The sequence below is a fragment of the Flavicella sediminum genome, assembly GCF_006381105.1.
Taxonomy (GTDB): Bacteria; Bacteroidota; Bacteroidia; order Flavobacteriales; family Flavobacteriaceae; genus Flavicella; species Flavicella sediminum.
Genome location: NZ_VDET01000002.1, coordinates 908,427 through 926,689, shown reverse-complemented (window position 1 = coordinate 926,689; position 18,263 = coordinate 908,427). Strand labels below are relative to the sequence as shown.

At 35.3% G+C, this 18,263-nt stretch carries 12 protein-coding genes; 7 read left to right on the top strand and 5 right to left on the bottom strand.

Annotation, left to right across the window (positions count from 1 at the left end):
- Positions 1-45: 45 nt before the first annotated feature.
- Complete coding sequence (locus FGM02_RS04185; RefSeq protein ID WP_139957055.1) at positions 46-372, bottom strand: DUF4286 family protein; 327 nt, start codon at positions 370-372, stop codon at positions 46-48.
- Positions 373-506: 134 nt separating this feature from the next.
- On the opposite strand from FGM02_RS04185, the gene FGM02_RS04180 reads away from it, so the two are divergent.
- On the top strand, positions 507-1,262 hold the full coding sequence (locus FGM02_RS04180) for a hypothetical protein (RefSeq protein ID WP_139957054.1): 756 nt from the start codon (positions 507-509) through the stop codon (positions 1,260-1,262).
- A 76-nt stretch (positions 1,263-1,338) separates the two neighbouring features.
- Here the strand turns inward: FGM02_RS04180 and serS are convergent, their stop codons facing one another.
- Positions 1,339-2,613 carry a serine--tRNA ligase gene (gene serS / locus FGM02_RS04175; protein ID WP_139957053.1) on the bottom strand — a complete coding sequence of 425 codons (1,275 nt, stop codon included), beginning with the start codon at positions 2,611-2,613 and terminating at the stop codon, positions 1,339-1,341.
- A 136-nt stretch (positions 2,614-2,749) separates the two neighbouring features.
- Positions 2,750-3,682, bottom strand: coding sequence for a bifunctional riboflavin kinase/FAD synthetase (locus FGM02_RS04170; protein WP_139957761.1), 933 nt, complete (start codon positions 3,680-3,682; stop codon positions 2,750-2,752).
- Between the two features lie 180 nt (positions 3,683-3,862).
- Between FGM02_RS04170 and FGM02_RS04165 the strand changes: the two genes are divergently transcribed.
- The 4 genes from FGM02_RS04165 to FGM02_RS04150 all read left to right on the top strand — a co-directional run bounded on the left by FGM02_RS04165 (position 3,863) and on the right by FGM02_RS04150 (position 12,906).
- On the top strand, positions 3,863-7,912 hold the full coding sequence (locus FGM02_RS04165; RefSeq protein ID WP_139957052.1) for a thrombospondin type 3 repeat-containing protein: 4,050 nt from the start codon (positions 3,863-3,865) through the stop codon (positions 7,910-7,912).
- A gap of 112 nt (positions 7,913-8,024) precedes the next feature.
- Positions 8,025-10,832: a TonB-dependent receptor gene (locus tag FGM02_RS04160; protein ID WP_139957051.1), complete on the top strand. Its 2,808-nt coding sequence runs from the start codon at positions 8,025-8,027 to the stop codon at positions 10,830-10,832.
- Positions 10,833-11,014: 182 nt separating this feature from the next.
- The gene (gene atpD / locus FGM02_RS04155) at positions 11,015-12,523 is read left to right on the top strand and encodes a F0F1 ATP synthase subunit beta (RefSeq protein ID WP_139957050.1); all 1,509 of its coding nucleotides are present in this window, start codon (positions 11,015-11,017) and stop codon (positions 12,521-12,523) included.
- A gap of 89 nt (positions 12,524-12,612) precedes the next feature.
- Positions 12,613-12,906 (top strand): F0F1 ATP synthase subunit epsilon, encoded by a 294-nt coding sequence (locus FGM02_RS04150; protein WP_139957049.1) that lies wholly within the window; start codon positions 12,613-12,615, stop codon positions 12,904-12,906.
- A gap of 58 nt (positions 12,907-12,964) precedes the next feature.
- Here the strand turns inward: FGM02_RS04150 and FGM02_RS04145 are convergent, their stop codons facing one another.
- Positions 12,965-14,590 (bottom strand): DUF1501 domain-containing protein, encoded by a 1,626-nt coding sequence (locus FGM02_RS04145; protein WP_139957048.1) that lies wholly within the window; start codon positions 14,588-14,590, stop codon positions 12,965-12,967.
- A gap of 4 nt (positions 14,591-14,594) precedes the next feature.
- Positions 14,595-16,274, bottom strand: coding sequence for a DUF1800 family protein (locus FGM02_RS04140; RefSeq protein ID WP_139957047.1), 1,680 nt, complete (start codon positions 16,272-16,274; stop codon positions 14,595-14,597).
- A gap of 241 nt (positions 16,275-16,515) precedes the next feature.
- Here FGM02_RS04140 and FGM02_RS04135 point away from each other — a divergent pair, with 241 nt between their 5' ends.
- Together FGM02_RS04135 and bioD are read left to right on the top strand one after the other, a co-directional pair.
- On the top strand, positions 16,516-17,652 hold the full coding sequence (locus FGM02_RS04135) for an aminotransferase class I/II-fold pyridoxal phosphate-dependent enzyme (protein WP_139957046.1): 1,137 nt from the start codon (positions 16,516-16,518) through the stop codon (positions 17,650-17,652).
- Positions 17,645-18,262 carry a dethiobiotin synthase gene (gene bioD / locus FGM02_RS04130; RefSeq protein ID WP_139957045.1) on the top strand — a complete coding sequence of 206 codons (618 nt, stop codon included), beginning with the start codon at positions 17,645-17,647 and terminating at the stop codon, positions 18,260-18,262. The genes FGM02_RS04135 and bioD overlap by 8 nt, the downstream gene beginning before the upstream one ends.
- Position 18,263: the final 1 nt, after the last annotated feature.

Sequence of the window (18,263 nt, the reverse complement as noted above, 5' to 3'; positions counted from 1 at the left end):
TTTGAACTCTTAGTTTGTCGGAGGGTGGTTATGAAATTAAAATTTCTAATTTACCGCTGAAAATTGTTTGTCCATCAATTGCAATTCTGTTTCAAAATAAACAAAATGTCCTGCAAACAAAGAATTTGCTTTGTTCTTTAATATTGGTGCTTCCGTTTCGTGGAATTCTTTAAGTATTTCTAAAGATTCAACACCGTATTGAACACTATAGGTTACACCACCCATTTCTTCTTCAATCAAAACTTTACACAGCTTTGCCGATGAAAATTTACCTGTAGCAAGCATTTCTGGTATATGTGTGTTCTGCATCCAATCTAGCCATTTTTGCTCGTGACTTCCTTCAATATTGGTTGTAATGTTGTAGATGTACATAATTTATAATTAGTTGTAAATATTGGGGTCAAAGATAGGTAGAATGCTTGGGTAAATAAAGTGTTTATTTAGAGCAAGCCAATATGGGGCGATTAATTTTTTACATTTGCCACTTAATTTAAAAAATTCATGCTATGAAGAAAATTATTATGTTGCTTGGGGTTTTTATTTCCATTTTTGAAATGGCTTCTCAGGAAATTGATACCAATAGAAATTTTGTATTTAAAACCAATGGTGAAATTGTTTATGGTAGGTACATTACCAGTAAAAATCCTATTTTTAAAAAAGATTATCTTGTGATTGACGATCAGAAAATTTTAAATACGGAGGTGCAATTTTATAAATCGGACAGTGGTTTTTTTGGACGTGTTGGTAAAGGTAATGCCGGTTTTGCAGAGAGAATTGTAAAAGGGAAAGTGAATTTTTTCGAGCAAATTAGTACTTCTTATGCTGCGCCAATGCCTATGGCAGGTGGTTTTGGAATGTCTATGGGACGTACTTCTACAACCATTACTAATTATTATAATAAAGGTTTTGAGTCATTAAAACTAGCCAATTATGACAATTTAATTATCGACTTAAAAGACAATGCGGAAAGTGTGGTGTATTTAGAAAAATTCCATAAAGCAAAAGGAAAAAGAACCTTGGCTTATGTGTTAGGTGGTATTGCCATGGTGGCGGGTATTTTAACGGCATCAAAAAAGACGGGAGAGACAACGAGAGGTTATAATCAAGATACAAATAGGATTGAAGATATGCCTGTTACTGAATTGAAGCCTGTAAATTTGGCTATTGGTTTGGCCGGTTTTGGAACCATAATAGCAACCTACCTTTCTTCTAGGAAAAAGCGTGATTATGTAAGAAAAGCCATTGAGGTTTATAATGAGTAGGTTGAACTTGATCTAAAAAAAGGCTCTTTGAAATTAATTTCAAAGAGCCTTTTTTTAGCTTTGCTAGGAAATGCTATTAATTGATAATATCAAATCCAGTATAAGGAATCAGTACCTCAGGGATTTTAATTCCTTCCGGCGTTTGACAGTTTTCTAATAAGGCAGCCAATACTCTAGGCAGGGCTAAAGAACTACCATTTAATGTATGTGCTAGTTGGTTTTTTCCATCGCTGTTTTTAAAACGTAGTTTTAAACGATTGGCTTGGAAAGTTTCAAAATTAGAAACAGAACTAATTTCTAGCCATTTGTCTTGAGAGGTTGAAAAAGCCTCAAAATCGTACGTCAATGTAGAAGTGAAACCTAAATCTCCGCCGCATAATTTTAAAATTCTGTAAGGCAAATTAAGTTCTTCTAAAATTTCTTTAATATGATCTACCATTTTTTCAAGGGCAGCATAAGAATTTTCAGGGTGCTCCACACGTACAATTTCAACTTTGTCAAATTGGTGTAGACGATTTAAACCACGAACATGTGCTCCATAAGAACCTGCTTCTCTTCTAAAACAAGGAGTATAAGCGGTGTTGGCTACAGGAAGCTCGTCTGCTTTTAAAATTACATCTCTGTAAATATTGGTCACGGGTACTTCTCCGGTTGGAATTAAATAAAGATCGTCTTTTGCATCATGATACATTTGACCTTCTTTGTCTGGTAACTGACCCGTTCCAATCCCAGAAGCTTCGTTAACCAAATAAGGAGGTTGAATTTCTAAATAACCTGCTGCTGTATTTTTATCTAAAAAATAATTGATTAGGGCACGTTGCAATCTTGCTCCTTTTCCTTTGTAAACAGGAAATCCTGCTGCTGCAATTTTATTTCCTAATTCAAAATCGATGATATCGTATTTTTTCACCAATTCCCAGTGAGGCATGGCTCCTTCATGAAGTGTAGGAATGCTTCCTGCTTCAAAAACAATTTCATTGTCTTCTTCAGAATTTCCGCCAGGAACAATTTCATTAGGGATGTTAGGAATTGTATACAATAGGCTTTGCAATTGCTCATTTGCGGTTGCTAATTGTTCGGCTAGTGTTTTTGACTCTTCTTTTAAAGTAGCTGTTTTTTCTTTTAAAATAGCCGCTTTTTGTGGTTCTCCTGATTTAAATAATTGTCCAATTTCTTTCGAAAGTTTATTTGCTTCAGCCAATACAGCATCTAGTTTTGCTTGTGTGGATTTACGATTTTCATCTGTAGCAATTACTTCATCAATGATGTTTTCAGCATCTTTAAAATTTCTTTTAGCCAAGCCGACCAAAACTTTTTCTCTATTGTCTTTAATGAATTGAACCTGTAGCATTCTTTGTAGAATTAGTATTTAAAAAGGCAAATTTATAAAAATAGAATTTCTAAAACCTTATAAATACGCTAAAATACAAAGCTAGCAAAAGGCTTAATATTGGGCTGTGTAAATTTAATGTGAAGTTAGGCTGTACTTAAGAATAACTTACTGCTAAGTCTAAAGATTTTGCTTTGTCTTTGGCCAGTTGTTCTTTTAAAAGTTCAATTGAATCAAATTTTTGCTCATCTCTAATAAAATCTAAGAATTCTATTGTAAGTTTTTGATGGTATAAATCTTCATTAAAATTGAATAAATGGACTTCTATAGTTTGGCTATCTCCATTAACAGTGGGGTTTACGCCTATATTCAACATGCCGAATAAAACAGTGTTGTTAATATTGGTGCGTACCAAATATGCTCCTTTTTTTGGAATTAATTTGTAAGTCTCTTCTATTTCAATATTGGCAGTTGGGTAGCCAATGGTATTTCCCAATCTTTTGCCAGTCACTACTTTTCCTGTTAGGGAATACGGCTGGCCTAAATATTTATTTGCCTGTTTGATGTTGGCTACCTCCAAAGCTTTTCTAATTTTGGTAGAACTTACAGAAATATTGTTGATGTCTTGCGCCGGAATTTCATTCACTTTAAAGTCGTACATATGTCCAAACTCAAGCAGTTGTTCAAAATTTCCTTCTCTATTTTTCCCAAAACGATGGTCGTAACCAATAATTAATTCTGAGGTATTGATATGATTGACCAAAATAGTTCTTACAAATTCAAGTGCTGTCAATCGAGAAAATTCTTTGTCGAAAGGATGAATAATTAAATAATCAAGACCGGTGTGTTTCAATAATTCAATTCTTTCGGCAATGGTATTAATTAATTTTATAGAATTGTCTTTTTGTAGGACCATTCTAGGATGTGGAAAAAACGTAAGTAAAACCGAATTAGAATTTGTTTTTTTGGCGGTATGTACCAATTGTTCAATTATTTTTTGATGCCCAATATGAACACCATCAAAAGTCCCAATAGTAACTACGGATTTTTTGGTTGCGGTAAAATTTTTGTAATTCTCAATTACTTCCAAATCGACTTCTAATTTTTTTACTTGTAAAAGCTGCAAATTTACATTCTATTTTTAGGAATAGATAATTTTTTCTTTGAAACTTAATCTTCAACCGTACTTATGTGGGCTTTAGTCGAAAATTAGTGAGAGACTCTAAATTATTTTAAATAAGTTTGTGTCGGAAGTTTGTTCAAGATTTATATGATGAAAAAAAATCAATTACTGTTTTTATGCTTGGTGTTTTTAACTTTGGCATCTTTTGCGCAAAAAAATAATTTGTGGAGTCTTGAAAAATCTGAGGATTTGGTTTTGTTTCAGAAGAATTCTCGGAATGTATTTCCTTCTCAAGAGAAAATTTTCCGTTTGGATCTTTCTCAGTTAAAAAGTCAATTAAAAACCGCCAACAAAAGAAATCAAAAATCCCTTCAAAAAAAGAAAGATTTAACGCTGTTTTTTCCGAATAAAGAAGGAGAGTCTATAGCTTATACCGTTGTTGAAACCTCTGTTTTTAGTGAGGAGTTGCAAGAGAAATATCCAACAATAAAATCTTTTATGGGAACAAGTTTGGATAAAAAAGAAAGCATTCGTTTTTCTGTTTCTTCTATAGGTTTTCATGGCATGATGTTTAACGAAAATGGTGGTTCAGAATTTATTGATCCCTATACCAAAGATGGCTTGACATATACTGTATATGCTAAAAGAGATTTGCCAAAACAGAAGGCTGCTATTTATTGTAAAACGGAAGACTTTATATTGAAGAGTGCAGCGAAAACTACGGCTAGAAAATCGCTGTTGAATGATGGGAAGTTAAGAACCTTTCGTTTGGCCTTAGCATGTACCGGTGAATATGCACAGTTTCATTTAACCGATCAAGGAATTAGCACTAGTGCTACGGATGCTGTAAAAAAAGAAGCAGTTTTGTCTGCCATGAATGCTTCTATGACTCGAGTAAATGGTTTGTTTGAACGCGATTTAGCATTGACTATGGAGTTGGTTGGTACCAATGATAAGTTGGTGTTTTTAAATGCAGATACAGACGGGTTGACAAATAATGATCCAGAAAAAATGTTGGATGAAGCTCAGGCGATTTGCAATACTGAAATTGGTTTTACGAATTATGATATAGGACATGTTTTTTGTGTTGGAGATACGGGAGTTGCTGAATTGAGTTCACCGTGTACAACAAAAAAAGCACAAGGAATTACTGGTGCCGATGCGCCTAAAGGTGATGCTTTTGATATCGATTTTGTAGCACATGAAATGGGACATCAATTTGGTGCGACGCATACGTTTAATAATTCTTGTAGTAGTAACAGAACAAATTCAACAGCCATTGAGCCTGGTAGCGGGTCTACTTTAATGGCTTATGCCGGAATATGTGCACCTAATGTGCAAAGCAATAGCGATGCTTATTTTCATAGCATTAGTATTGAGCAGATGTATGCCAATATAACCAATGGAAATAGTGATTGTGGAGAAGAAACGGCAATCGGAAATGCGGCGCCAACAGCAAGTGCGGGTGCTAATTATGTAATTCCAAGTCAAACCCCATTTTTGTTGCAAGGTGAAGGGGCAGTTAGTGCAGGTACAAGGTCGTATAGTTGGGAACAAGTGGACGCACAAGTAGCAACAATGCCTCCGTTAGCAACAAATTCAGGAGGACCAATGTTTCGTTCTTTTGAACCAAGTAATAGTTCAGAAAGGTATTTTCCGAAAATTGAAACACTGTTAACTGGTGCATTAGGTTCTCAATGGGAACGCTTGTCGTCGGTGTCTCGACTTTTTAATTTTAATTTTATTGTTAGAGATAATAATTCTTTAGGAGGGCAGGTAGCAATAGATGATATGCAGTTAGAAGTAGTGGCAGATGCTGGGCCTTTTCGGGTTACTTCGCAAACGGTTGCAGAAGTTTTTAATGTAGGAGAATCTAAAGAAATAACTTGGGATGTGGCTGGGACAAATGCATCGCCTGTTTTCGCTTCAAAAGTGTCCATTTTCCTTTCAATAGATGGTGGCTATACCTATCCAATTGTTCTTGCCTCTGGCGTAGATAATGATGGGAGTCATACGGTTGTAGTTCCAGATGCGATAACCGCACAAGGAAGGATAAAAGTAGCTGCTGATGCTAATGTTTTCTTTCAAATAAATTCAGCAGATATCACGATTCAATCTTCGGATTATGTCATGACATTTGATGAGGCAGCCTTGTCAGTTTGTGTGCCCAATACGGCGGTTTATTATTTTGAATACAATCGTTATTTAGGTTTTTCAAGCGAAACGCAATTTTCTATAGAGAATTTGCCAGAGGGTTTTTCAGCAGAAATACATCCGAATAAGGCTGTTGCTGATGGAACAAAAGTTGAGGTTACTATTACGGGAGTTAAAACAGAGCTAATAGGGGCTCATGAGTTTTTATTTGTAGGAATGTCGGGAGCTCAGAGAAAAGAAGTGACATTAAATCTAGATGTGTATGATGCATCGATATCGGCACCTACGCTGGTTTCACCCGTAAAAAATGCCATTAAGTTGTTGGCTCCTGTGGTTTTTGAATGGCAGCAAACAGAAAATACAGCTCATTATCTTTTTGAAATTGCCAAGGATTCTTCTTTTGAAGATGTAGTTTTTAGTACTGAAATTGAAGAATTTCGATATGTTTATAATGAGTTGGCTGAGGACGAAACTTATTTTTGGCGCGTGAAAAGCAGCAATTCCTGTACAGAGAGTGTTTATTCAGAAGTGTATACTTTTTATATGGGTAAAATTGATGCGTTAAATTATTCGTCTGCTATGGGTGGGCAAACAATTCCTGATGACAACCCGACGGGATTGACTTCTGTAATTACAATTAATGAGCATATTTCTTTAACAGATGTTGATGTGGAAGTAAACATCAACCATTCTTATATTGGTGATTTAAGGATTGTCCTGAGTAATCCTAACGGAACGGAAGTCACGCTAGTTAGGTCAAGTGATGATGAAGGTGAAAACTATGAGCAAACTGTATTTGATGATGCTGCTCCGCTGACCATACTTCATGGAGCTGCTCCGTATACGGGTAGTTTTCAGCCTGATGAAAATTTAGCACTTTATGATGGGACAGATGCATTTGGCGATTGGACCTTGAAAATTGTTGATACCTATGAAGATGATCAAGGGCAGTTGCTCAATTGGGAATTGAAATTAAAAGGAGTTATTGATAATCCAAACGATGAGGATAATGACGGACGTGAAAATTCGTCAGATAATTGTTCTCTAATTCCAAACACCACACAATTGGATACAGATGAGGACGGTATGGGAGATGCTTGTGACGAGGATGATGACAATGATGGTGTTTTGGATGTGAATGATAATTGTCCATTAACCGCAAATCCTCTGCAAGAAGATGCAGATAATAATGGTGTGGGTGATGTTTGTGACTTGGATGATGATAAAGATGGAATTCAAGACGATTCTGATAACTGTCCGCTAACCGTTAATCCGGAGCAAGAAGATAATGATCACGATGGTATTGGAGATGCTTGTGATGATGATGATGACAATGACGGTGTTTTAGATGTGAATGATAATTGTGTGTTTACAGCAAATCCGGGTCAGGAAGATAATGATGAAGATGGTATTGGTGATGTTTGTGATGACGATGATGATAATGATTTTATTCTAGATGTTGATGATAATTGTGATTTTGAAAAAAATGAAGATCAGGAGGATAATGATTTAGATGGAAGAGGAGATATTTGTGATGTTGATGATGACAATGACGGTGTTTTGGATAGTATTGATAATTGTGTATTTGTTGCAAATCCCAACCAAGAAGATAACGATCACGATGGTATTGGAGATGTTTGTGATGATGATGACGACAATGACGGGGTTTTAGATGAAGACGATACCTGTGTTTTTGTGTTTAATCCTGAACAGGGAAATAGTAGTCATATAGATGTAAACTGTGAGGCTTATCCACCTAAAGCTGTTTTAGGTTTTTCTCCGAATAACGACGGAGTAAATGAAGCTTGGCGCATTGAGAATATTCAAGATGGTACTGCTCAAGAAGGTGTTTATCCAGTGGTTAAGGTTGCTGTTTATACCCAATTAGGTAAGCTTGTTTATCAATCGGATAATTATAAAAATGATTGGAAAGGAATAGATTTAAACGGTGTAAAGCTTGAAGTAGGAGCATATATTTATAAAGTTGAATCAACGGACGCTAGCTTTAAACCTGCGTCAGGTTGGGTTTATATAAAGTATTAGTGACCTTTAATTAGGAGTGAAATGGGTAAAGGGTGTTATTTTTTTTATTGAATTAGAACGAGAATAAAAAAAATATTGTATTTTCAACACTAAACTAATCCACCTCATAATTATGATAAAGTATTTCAAGCTTATTTTATTGATGTTTATAGGAGTTGCTATGTCAGCTCAAACAACAGTTAAAGGAACTGTTGTCGATTCCGAGTCAGGACTTCCTGTTCCAGGAGCGAGTGTTAAAGTTGTAGGAACCATGATTGGAGTTGCTTCTGATTTTGATGGAGAATTCAGCTTAGTTATTGATCAACAGCCACCTTTTGATTTGGAAGCTTCAAGTGTTGGTTATCAAATGGAAACCAAAAAAGTAATCAAAAACGGACAAACGATAAAATTTACTTTAAAAGAAGGGAATATTTTGGATGAAGTAGTCGTTTCTGCTTCTAGAACTCCAGAAAGAATTTTTGAATCGCCAGTAACTGTAGAAAGAATGGACTTACGTGCAATTCAAAGTACGTCTTCTGCTACATATTACGATGGTTTAGAAAATTTAAAAGGTGTAGATGTAAATACAAGTAGTTTGACTTTTAAATCTGTAAATACAAGAGGATTTGCGGCTTTTTCAAATACACGTTTTATGCAGTTGGTTGATGGAATGGATAATTCTTCGCCAGCCCTAAACTTTCCAATTGGTAATTTATTAGGTATTTCTGAGTTAGATATTCAAGGTGTTGAATTGTTACCGGGAGCTTCTTCGGCTTTATACGGTGCCAATGCGTTTAATGGAATTTTATTTATGACAAGTAAAAATCCTTTTGATCATCAAGGTTTAAGCGCTTATGCAAAAGTAGGTATTACAACACAGGAGGCGAATGGGAATAATGAATTTCACGATGTAGGAGTTCGTTTTGCAAAAGCAATTGACGACAAGTTTGCGTTCAAATTTTCATTGTCCTTTTTAGAAGGAACTGATTGGGCGGCTACAGATTATCGTAGCTATGAAGAAGGGCCTGCAGGGAGTGGCGATATTTTTACAGAAAATGTAACTTCAAATGCTTTTGATAAAATAAATGTCTATGGAGATGAGGTGAATTCAGATGCGTTGGCAGGTTTAGGTTTGGATATGGATGCCATTGCTGGTTTGCCTTCAGGAACTATTGGAAATGTGTCTAGAACAGGATATAGAGAACAAGATTTAACAGACTATGGAGCAAGAAGTTTTAAAAGTGATATTGCTTTTCATTACAGACCAACAGGAGGAGCCTTAGAAATTAGTTATAATGCAAAATTAGGTACCGGAAACACTATCTATCAGGGTGCGAACAGGTATTATTTGAAAAACTTCCTAATGCAACAACATAAGATAGAAGTAAAAGACGAGAATTTCTTTTTTAGAGCTTATATGACTTCTGAAGATGCTGGAGATTCTTATGATATGTTTTTTACAGGCGTAAATTTAAATAAACAAACTGCAGCTCAGTGGTTTGGAACTTATGCTACTGTTTTTGGACAAGCAAAGGCTGGTAATGCGCCAGATGCTGCTGCGCATGCTGCAGCTAGAGAGTTTGCTGATACAAATGTGACCTTGCAACCCGGAACCATTGAATTTAAAAACGCACTAAAAGGTGTTCGAAGTGACGATAATATTTTAACGGGTTCTAAATTTGTTGATCAGTCTAAAATTTTCCATTCAGATGTGAACTATAATTTTAAAGATAAAATAGAATTTGCTGAAATTCAAATTGGAGGATCTGCAAGAAGGTATTCTTTAAATTCAAGCGGAACTATTTTTACAGATGGTGATGGAGCAATTAATTACCATGAATTTGGGGCATATGTACAAGCTCAGAAAAAAGTAATGGACGATAAATTGAAACTTACAGGTTCTGTAAGATATGATAAAGCAGAAAATTTTGATGGATTTGCTTCTCCGAGACTGTCAGTGGTTTATAGTGTAGATGAAGAAAAAAAACATAATTTAAGATTGTCTTATCAAACAGGATTTAGAAATCCAACAACACAAGATCAGTATATTGGATTGGACGTAAGTAGAGCTATTTTGGTAGGTTCTGCACCAGATAATTTAGATAGATATACTTCTAATCCTATTGGTGTAAGTCCAACGGGTCAGTTTTTTGGAAATCCAGCATCAGTGCAATTGTCGGGTAGAGATGCTTATGAGAATTCGTATACGCTTTCTTCAGTCTTACAAGGGGCGCCTGTACAGTCACAAATCGATTATGTAAAACCAGAAAAAGTGAGTGCTTATGAGTTTGGGTATCGTGGTGTTTTAGGTGCTGTTGTAGTTGATCTTAGTGCCTATTATAATAATTATGAGGATTTTATAGGGAATAAAACGGTGGTGTCTCCTTTGTATGGAAAAGTGGATTACTCAGATGGAACGTATGATGTTCCAGGAGCTGGGCCAACACAAAAAGCATTGGTAGCTTTGTTTCAAGGAGATTATCAAGCATTCCAAACCTATACAAATTCAGAAGCAGATATTTCATCGTATGGTGCAGCTATTGGTTTGACGACAAAAGTTGGAGCAGGATACGAAATAGGATTGAATTATACCTTGGCGAAATTTGATTTTGATCAAAGTTCTGATCCAGATTATGAAGCAGGTTTTAATACGCCAGAACATAAAGTAAAAGCTTCTTTAGGAAATAGAAACGTTGCCAATAACATAGGATTTAGAGTAGATGTTAGATGGAGCGACAGTTATTTATGGGAATCTACATTTGTAGATGCGATGTTACCAGCAAGAACTACGGTAGATGCACAAGTGTCATTTAAAGTAAGAAGTTTAAAGTCGGATATAAAGGTAGGAGGAGCTAATATTGGTGGAAATGAATATTTTAGTGCGCCGGGTGCAGGGGCAGTAGGATCACAGTATTATGTTTCATGGACTGCTAATTTGTAATATTTGAAAAAGAAGAACAGTAGGAAACGTCCTTATTTATTGAGAAATAATTAAGGATGTTTTTTTCTACGTAAAAAAGAGATAAACAAGCTTTTTTTTTAAATTAAAACCTCTATCTTTGCGGCTTGAAAAAAGAGGTAAAACTCAGAATATAATAGAACTAACAATTAATAGTTACAACAATGTCTAAATTAACAGGTAAAGTTGCCCAAATTATTGGACCGGTAATTGATGTCGCGTTTACAACAGGTGAAGGTCTTCCACAAATTTTCGATTCATTGGAAATTACTAGAGAGAATGGTTCTCTTTTAGTACTAGAAGTTGAACAACACATTGGTGAAAATACAGTAAGATGTATTGCCATGGATTCAACAGATGGTTTAAGTAGAGGAACAGATGCTGTCGCTACAGGAAATCCTATTAAAGTGCCAGTAGGTAATAATATCTATGGTCGTTTATTTAACGTAAATGGTGACCCAATTGATGGATTGAAGTCTTTACCAAAAGATGGTAAAAATGGAATGTCTATTCACAGAGACGCACCTAAATTTGAAGACTTGTCTGTATCTACAGAGGTTTTATTTACAGGAATTAAAGTAATTGACTTAATTGAGCCTTACTCAAAAGGAGGTAAAATTGGATTATTTGGTGGAGCCGGAGTTGGTAAAACTGTATTGATTCAAGAGTTGATCAACAATATTGCAAAAGGTCATGGTGGACTTTCAGTATTCGCAGGAGTAGGTGAAAGAACACGTGAAGGAAATGATTTGATGCGTGAAATGATTGAAGCTGGAATTATCCAATATGGAGAAAAATTCGAGAAGTCAATGGAAGAAGGTGGATGGGATCTTGAAAGTATCGATCACGAAAAAATGAAATCTTCTAAAGTAACTTTCGTATTCGGACAAATGAATGAGCCACCTGGAGCGCGTGCACGTGTTGCCTTGTCTGGTTTAACAATTGCTGAGTATTTCCGTGATGGAGCTGGAGAATCTCAAGGAAAGGATGTATTGTTCTTCGTTGATAATATCTTCCGTTTTACACAAGCGGGTTCTGAGGTATCTGCACTTCTTGGACGTATGCCATCAGCGGTAGGTTACCAACCAACATTGGCAACTGAAATGGGAGCTATGCAAGAGCGTATTACTTCTACAAAAACAGGTTCTATTACTTCTGTACAAGCGGTTTACGTACCTGCAGATGATTTAACGGATCCTGCACCAGCAACTACATTTGCCCATTTAGATGCAACTACTGTATTGTCTCGTAAAATTGCTGAGTTAGGTATTTATCCTGCGGTAGATCCTTTGGATTCTACTTCTCGTATCTTAACTGAAGAAATTTTAGGAAAAGAACACTATAAGTGTGCACAAGATGTAAAAGAATTATTACAACGTTATAAAGAATTACAAGATATTATCGCCATTTTAGGTATGGAGGAATTGAGTGAAGAAGATAAATTAGTTGTACATAGAGCTCGTAGAGCACAACGTTTCTTATCTCAACCTTTCCACGTAGCTGAGCAATTTACAGGTATTCCTGGAGTATTGGTAGATATTAAAGATACGATCAAAGGATTCAACATGATTATGAATGGTGAATTAGATCAATATCCTGAAGCTGCTTTTAACTTAAGAGGTTCTATCCAAGATGCTATTGACGCAGGAGAGAAGATGTTAGCGGAAGCGTAAACTAAGTTTTGAGTTATTAGTGCGATGTTTGAGTTGGATTCAACAAAAACTAAAGGCTAAAAACTAAAGACTAAAAACGATAAAAAATTATGTTTTTAGAAATTGTATCACCAGAAGAGACGTTATTTAATGAAAAGGTAGATTCTGTGTCAGTACCAGGTGTTGATGGGAATTTTCAAATGTTAGAAAACCATGCTCCTATTGTATCTGTCTTAAAAGAAGGTACTGTTATGATTCATACGCATACTATGGAACATATAGAATTTGACCAATTAAGTGGACATTTTGAAACTCATATAGATGATGACAAAATATTGACACTTAAAATTCAGTCAGGTACTGTTGAAATGAAAGACAATAAAGTAACGGTTTTAGTCGACTAATTATTTTATTTTGAATATTTAAAAAGCTCCAAGTAAATTTACTTGGAGCTTTTTTATTTTATCTTTTAAAAACAAGCTCTTTGTTTAGCGTTCGGTTGTAACTGTCTTTTATGGCTAAAACATAATTGCCAGTTGTTAAATGTGCGATATTTAAGGGAATTAGATTAATTCCTGAAACTACGTCTTGCGGAATTTTAAAGGATATACCACCCTTTAAATTATAAAGTACAATATGGACTCTTTCTATTCCTTCGGAAACAAATTTTATGCTTACTTCCTCTTCTATAGGATTGGGATAGATGTTTAATTGATTCGTTTTTATTTCTGTAGGATTTATATGCTCAACGTTTGCTACTTGACTTTCTTCAATTAAATTCATTTTATTGGAACCGTTAAAATCATCAAATTCTGTTCCTGTTACCACATTTTCAGAAGCTCCTAAAAAATCACTGATCATAGTGGTGAAAACTTGTCGGTAATCAAATTGCATACTTGTTTCATCGTAGTGTTTGGTCACTCCAGATAAATCTGCACTAGCTCCGTTAATCCCTCCATTGATATGTTTCCCTATAACAAACATAGGGCCTAGGTTTCCGTGATCGGTTCCTAAATTTCCGTTTTCAATAGGTTTTCTACCAAATTCAGTGAAAGTGGCTGTTACTATTTTTTCAGCTAAGCCCATTGCCTCTAGGTCATTTTGAAAGGACTCAATTGAATCACCGAGTTCTTTTAATAAGTTCGCATGATTTCCCAAATGACTATCCGCACTACTTGCTACTTGATCGGCATGTGTGTCAAAACCGCCTATGTGGACTAAGAATATTTTGGTTTTAGAGCCTCCTTTGATCATTTTAGCGACTGTTTTTAATTGATTCGCTAAATCGTACTGCGGATAGGAAACGGAGCTGTTAGAGCCTGCGTTAAAGACCTCACTAATTCGTTCTGAATAAGCATTGGTTGTCGATTCTACATCGCCAATAAATTTGATGTTTTTGCCATAATCGGAACTAGGAATATTTGTGGGTGTCGGATTTCCTAAATTAGAAATGACACTGTAATAGCCAGAAACATCTTGACCTGTTAAGTTTACATCTACTTTGTGCTCGTGCTCTGAATGAAAACCTAAAGATGGTTTTTTACTTCCTAGCTGAATACCAAGAGGATCTTCATAATTTGCATAATCATAACCTGAATGTAAAAACCGAGCCATCCATCCTGAAGCTTTGTTGGCGTTTTCTGGGGTTCCATCTCCCCCTTTAAACATCAATGCTCTTGCTGCAAAATGAGATTTGTTAATTACCGGATAGCCCACATTGTGTATAATGTTTAGCTTCCCTGCATCGTATAATGATTTAAATGCGGTTAAACTTGGGTGTAAAAGTAATTGGTCTTCTAGAGCAAGGGTGTTGTCTAATGGGATCCCTCCATTGCTACCAGATTCTTTTATTTTTATGGTTGGTCTTAAATTGGCATACTCATCGTACTGATTGAAAGGGATCAATGTGTTTAATCCATCATTTCCTCCAGATAATTGAATTAATACGATGGCTCTTTCTTCAATAATAGAAGAAGGAATTGTATTTAAGAGTGTTGTTTTTGAAAAAGCTTGTACTTGGTTTCCGTTTAAAAACAAAGTACTGGCCGAGCTTAATGCGGATAACTGTATGAATTTTCTTCTTTCCATGTTTTTAAATGTTTTGGTATTCTTGTGACCAGGTTAATGCTCTAAATAAAGGCTTGAGTACGCTTTCTACACCAGCGTTGTTTCCTGAGTTTTTGTAAATATTCCATTCATCAGACCACATTTGTGGGGTGGTAGCACCATCTTCTAATAAAATATCATGGACAAGATAATTCAGTCTGTCTGAGCTTATAGCCTCCGGAAAAAGCAAATCGGTTAGTTCGGTTACTAAAAGCGTAGGATTATTCGGATTGGATACATTTTCTTCAATAAAAGTGCTTACGTAAAAATTAGTTTTTGTTTTCGAAGCATTCAATAAAATATCCGCCATATTGTATCGAGGAATGATGGTTGATGAATTGAACCAAAATTTATCGAAATCGGGCGCCTCATAGGTAGGTGGAAAACCTGCTACAGATGGTGGTACAAAAGGCTCTTGACTGGCAGGGCCTAAAATGCCCAATACCACTTGCCAATAATAAAAGTTTTGGTAGTGCGATTTTCCGTCAGTAATTGGATCGGGAACCGGGTAATTGGTGATAGATAGGGTTTGTAAAACCAAATCTAAAGGTGATTTTATAAGTGCTCCAATAATTTCATCGCTATTGTCAGAATCATCGGCGTCATAAAAATGTTGACTTTTTAACAGTTGATCAATTGTTTCTTGCAGATTGAAATTTGTTCTAAAGGTATTGGCTAAAGGAACAATAATATCATTTTCTATTTCCGAAGTTATATTTCTTGATACAAAATAGCGGTATAGTTTTCTACAAATAAATTTTGCGGTTTCATCCATGTCAACCACCATGGCAATAAATTCTTTAAGCTCGGCTTCAATTCTTGCTTCTTTTTGAGAACTGCTTTTTCCAGAAGTGTCCCAAGCGTCAATTACATAGTTATTAAAGCGATGGCTGAATTCTTTTTTGCCATAATCATGTTTCCAAATATTTGGATAGCCACAGGGTATATTTCCAAATTCTACTCCATTATTGGCTTTGTTTCTATCGTTCCATGTGTATGTCCAACCGGTTAAAACTTTTGCAGCTTCTTCTACGTCTTTTTCGGTATAATTGGTGTAATCTCCCGCAGCTGCTTGTGTTCCTTTTCCTATGGTAAATAATTCTAAAACTTCTCGTGCATAGTTTTCATTTGGATTGGTATTGGTGTTTTGGTTGTTGTTTAAATAGGACAACATGATATTATTTTTAGTTACTTGAAAAATAAATTCTTTCCAATCTCCCAAACTGAAAAACTCTAACAATCGAAGATAATCGTAAAAGGCACCATATTGGCCATTCAAAGTAGAGCTTGCCGCCGTAAAATCAGTAAAAAGAAAGTAGGTCATTTTAGATCTATAGGAAGTGTCTCTTTTGGCCTCGTCTAACCACCAAGCAACAACAAAATTTCTTAGCTTGCTATTTCCGCTATCGTTGTCTGTATTAACGGCACCATAAATTGGGTCATCATCTATCCAAGGTGAAGGCTGTGTGAGTCCGCCATTTACATAATGTATGGGTTGGTTTAAATTTTTGACAGGGATTGTGGCAAGTTTAGCAATGGCCTGATTTACATCGTAATTGCTAAATTCTTCAATTCTACTTTTTGAAATATTATAAGTTGCCCTGCGCAATAAATGTTTTGCGAGTCTTTTTCCTAGGCTACCTGAATACGGGGTTAATGATGCCATTTATTATTATCGTTTAAGTTTAGGGTGATCATAACAATTTTGGTTAAAAATTTTAATTATGAATCAACACTAAATATACGAAGATATACGATGTTAAAACAAGTCAAATGATTCATTAAAAGAGTGATATGGTTTTAATGTTGTTAAATTTAACTTGTGTTCGTTGTTTGTTTCTTAATCGGACTCGCTGTTTTCCTATTAATATGTATATTTTTGTTCTATCAAACAAAGCACCAAAAGAATGAAATTATTTCCAAAATATTTGTTGTCTAAATTAGAGCTTCGTAAGGAGCATAAAGCCTACAGGGTTTTGGATACTAGAAAATGTCTAGTTGATTTTTCTTCCAATGATTATTTAGGTTTTGCTAAAAATAGCAGTATTCAAAATAAAACAGCACAAATACTTGAAACGATAGATTTTAAAAATGGAAGTACGGGTTCTAGATTAATTTCTGGCAGCCATGAATTGCATGATGAGGTGGAAAATAAACTTGCCCATTTTCATAAGGCTGAAGCCGCTTTGTTGTATAATTCTGGGTACGATGCCAATTTAGGCCTGTTTTCTTCTTTACTGCAAAAAGGGGATACCATTATTTACGATGAATTGATCCATGCTTCTATTAGAGATGGCATTCGGTTGTCTCATGCAAAGTCGTATAAATTCAAGCATAATTCTGTTGAAGATTTAGCGAAAAAAATAAAGAAGGCAGAAGGCATTATTTACATAGCGGTGGAGTCGATTTATTCTATGGATGGAGACACGGCACCCTTAGAGGATTTGGTAAAAATTTCCGAAGAAAATAATTGTTTTTTAATTGTTGATGAGGCGCATTCCACTGGAGTGTTTGGTGAAGATGGTTGTGGTTTGGTACAAGAATTAAATTTAGAAGACAGGGTTTTTGCAAGGGTTCATACGTTTGGAAAGGCGATGGGTTGCCACGGTGCGGTTGTTTTAGGAGCACAAGATTTGAGGAATTATTTGATTAATTTTTCCCGTTCTTTTATTTATACCACTGCTGCTTCTTTGCATGCCGTTGCTACAATTGCAGCTTCCTATTCTGAATTGAAGTCTACCAAAGAAATAACCTTATTGAAAAATAATATTTCACTTTTTAAAGAGCAATTGGAGGAATTTCAATTGACATCTTTATTTGTGCCAAGTGCTAGTGCGATACAATGTTGTGTTATTTCTGGAAACGAAAAAGTAAAGGAAATAGCTGCTGCAATACAGGATAAAGGTTTTGGTGTAAAAGCAATTTTGTCTCCCACAGTTACTGCGGGGCAAGAGCGATTGAGAATTTGTTTGCACAGTTATAATAAGCCAGAAGAAATTACGGAAATATTAAGTCTATTAGCTACTTTTGTCAACCATGAGTAAAATATTTATTACAGGAATTTCAACAGAAGTTGGAAAAACGTTGGTATCTGCCATTGTTACAGAGGCTCTAAAAGCCGATTATTGGAAACCCATCCAAGCAGGTGAATTGGATGATTCGGACACACATAAAGTCCAACGATTAATTTCAAACAAAATTTCTAAATTTCATACAAACAGCTATGCCTTGCAAACTCCTATGAGTCCACATGCAGCTGCTGAAATTGATGGAATTGAAATAGCTTTGGAAAAAATTTGCTGTCCAAAAACAAAAAATAATTTGGTTATTGAAGGAGCAGGCGGATTGCTAGTGCCTTTAAATGATACGAACACCATTTTAGATATTATTCAACCAGAGTACAAGGTAATTGTAGTTTCAAGACATTATTTAGGAAGTATCAATCATTCTTTAATGACGATAAAATTACTGCAAGAAAAAGGTTTTGAGGTGGCTGTTATTTTTAGTGGTAATGAACATCCTACCACAGAAAGCATTATTCAAAAAATGACAGGAGTAAAAGTAATTGGTAGGGTAGAAGAAGAACCGATTATTGATACAGCTATTGTAAAAAAATACGCTGATTTATTTAGCCATGAATTAGAAAACTTATAAG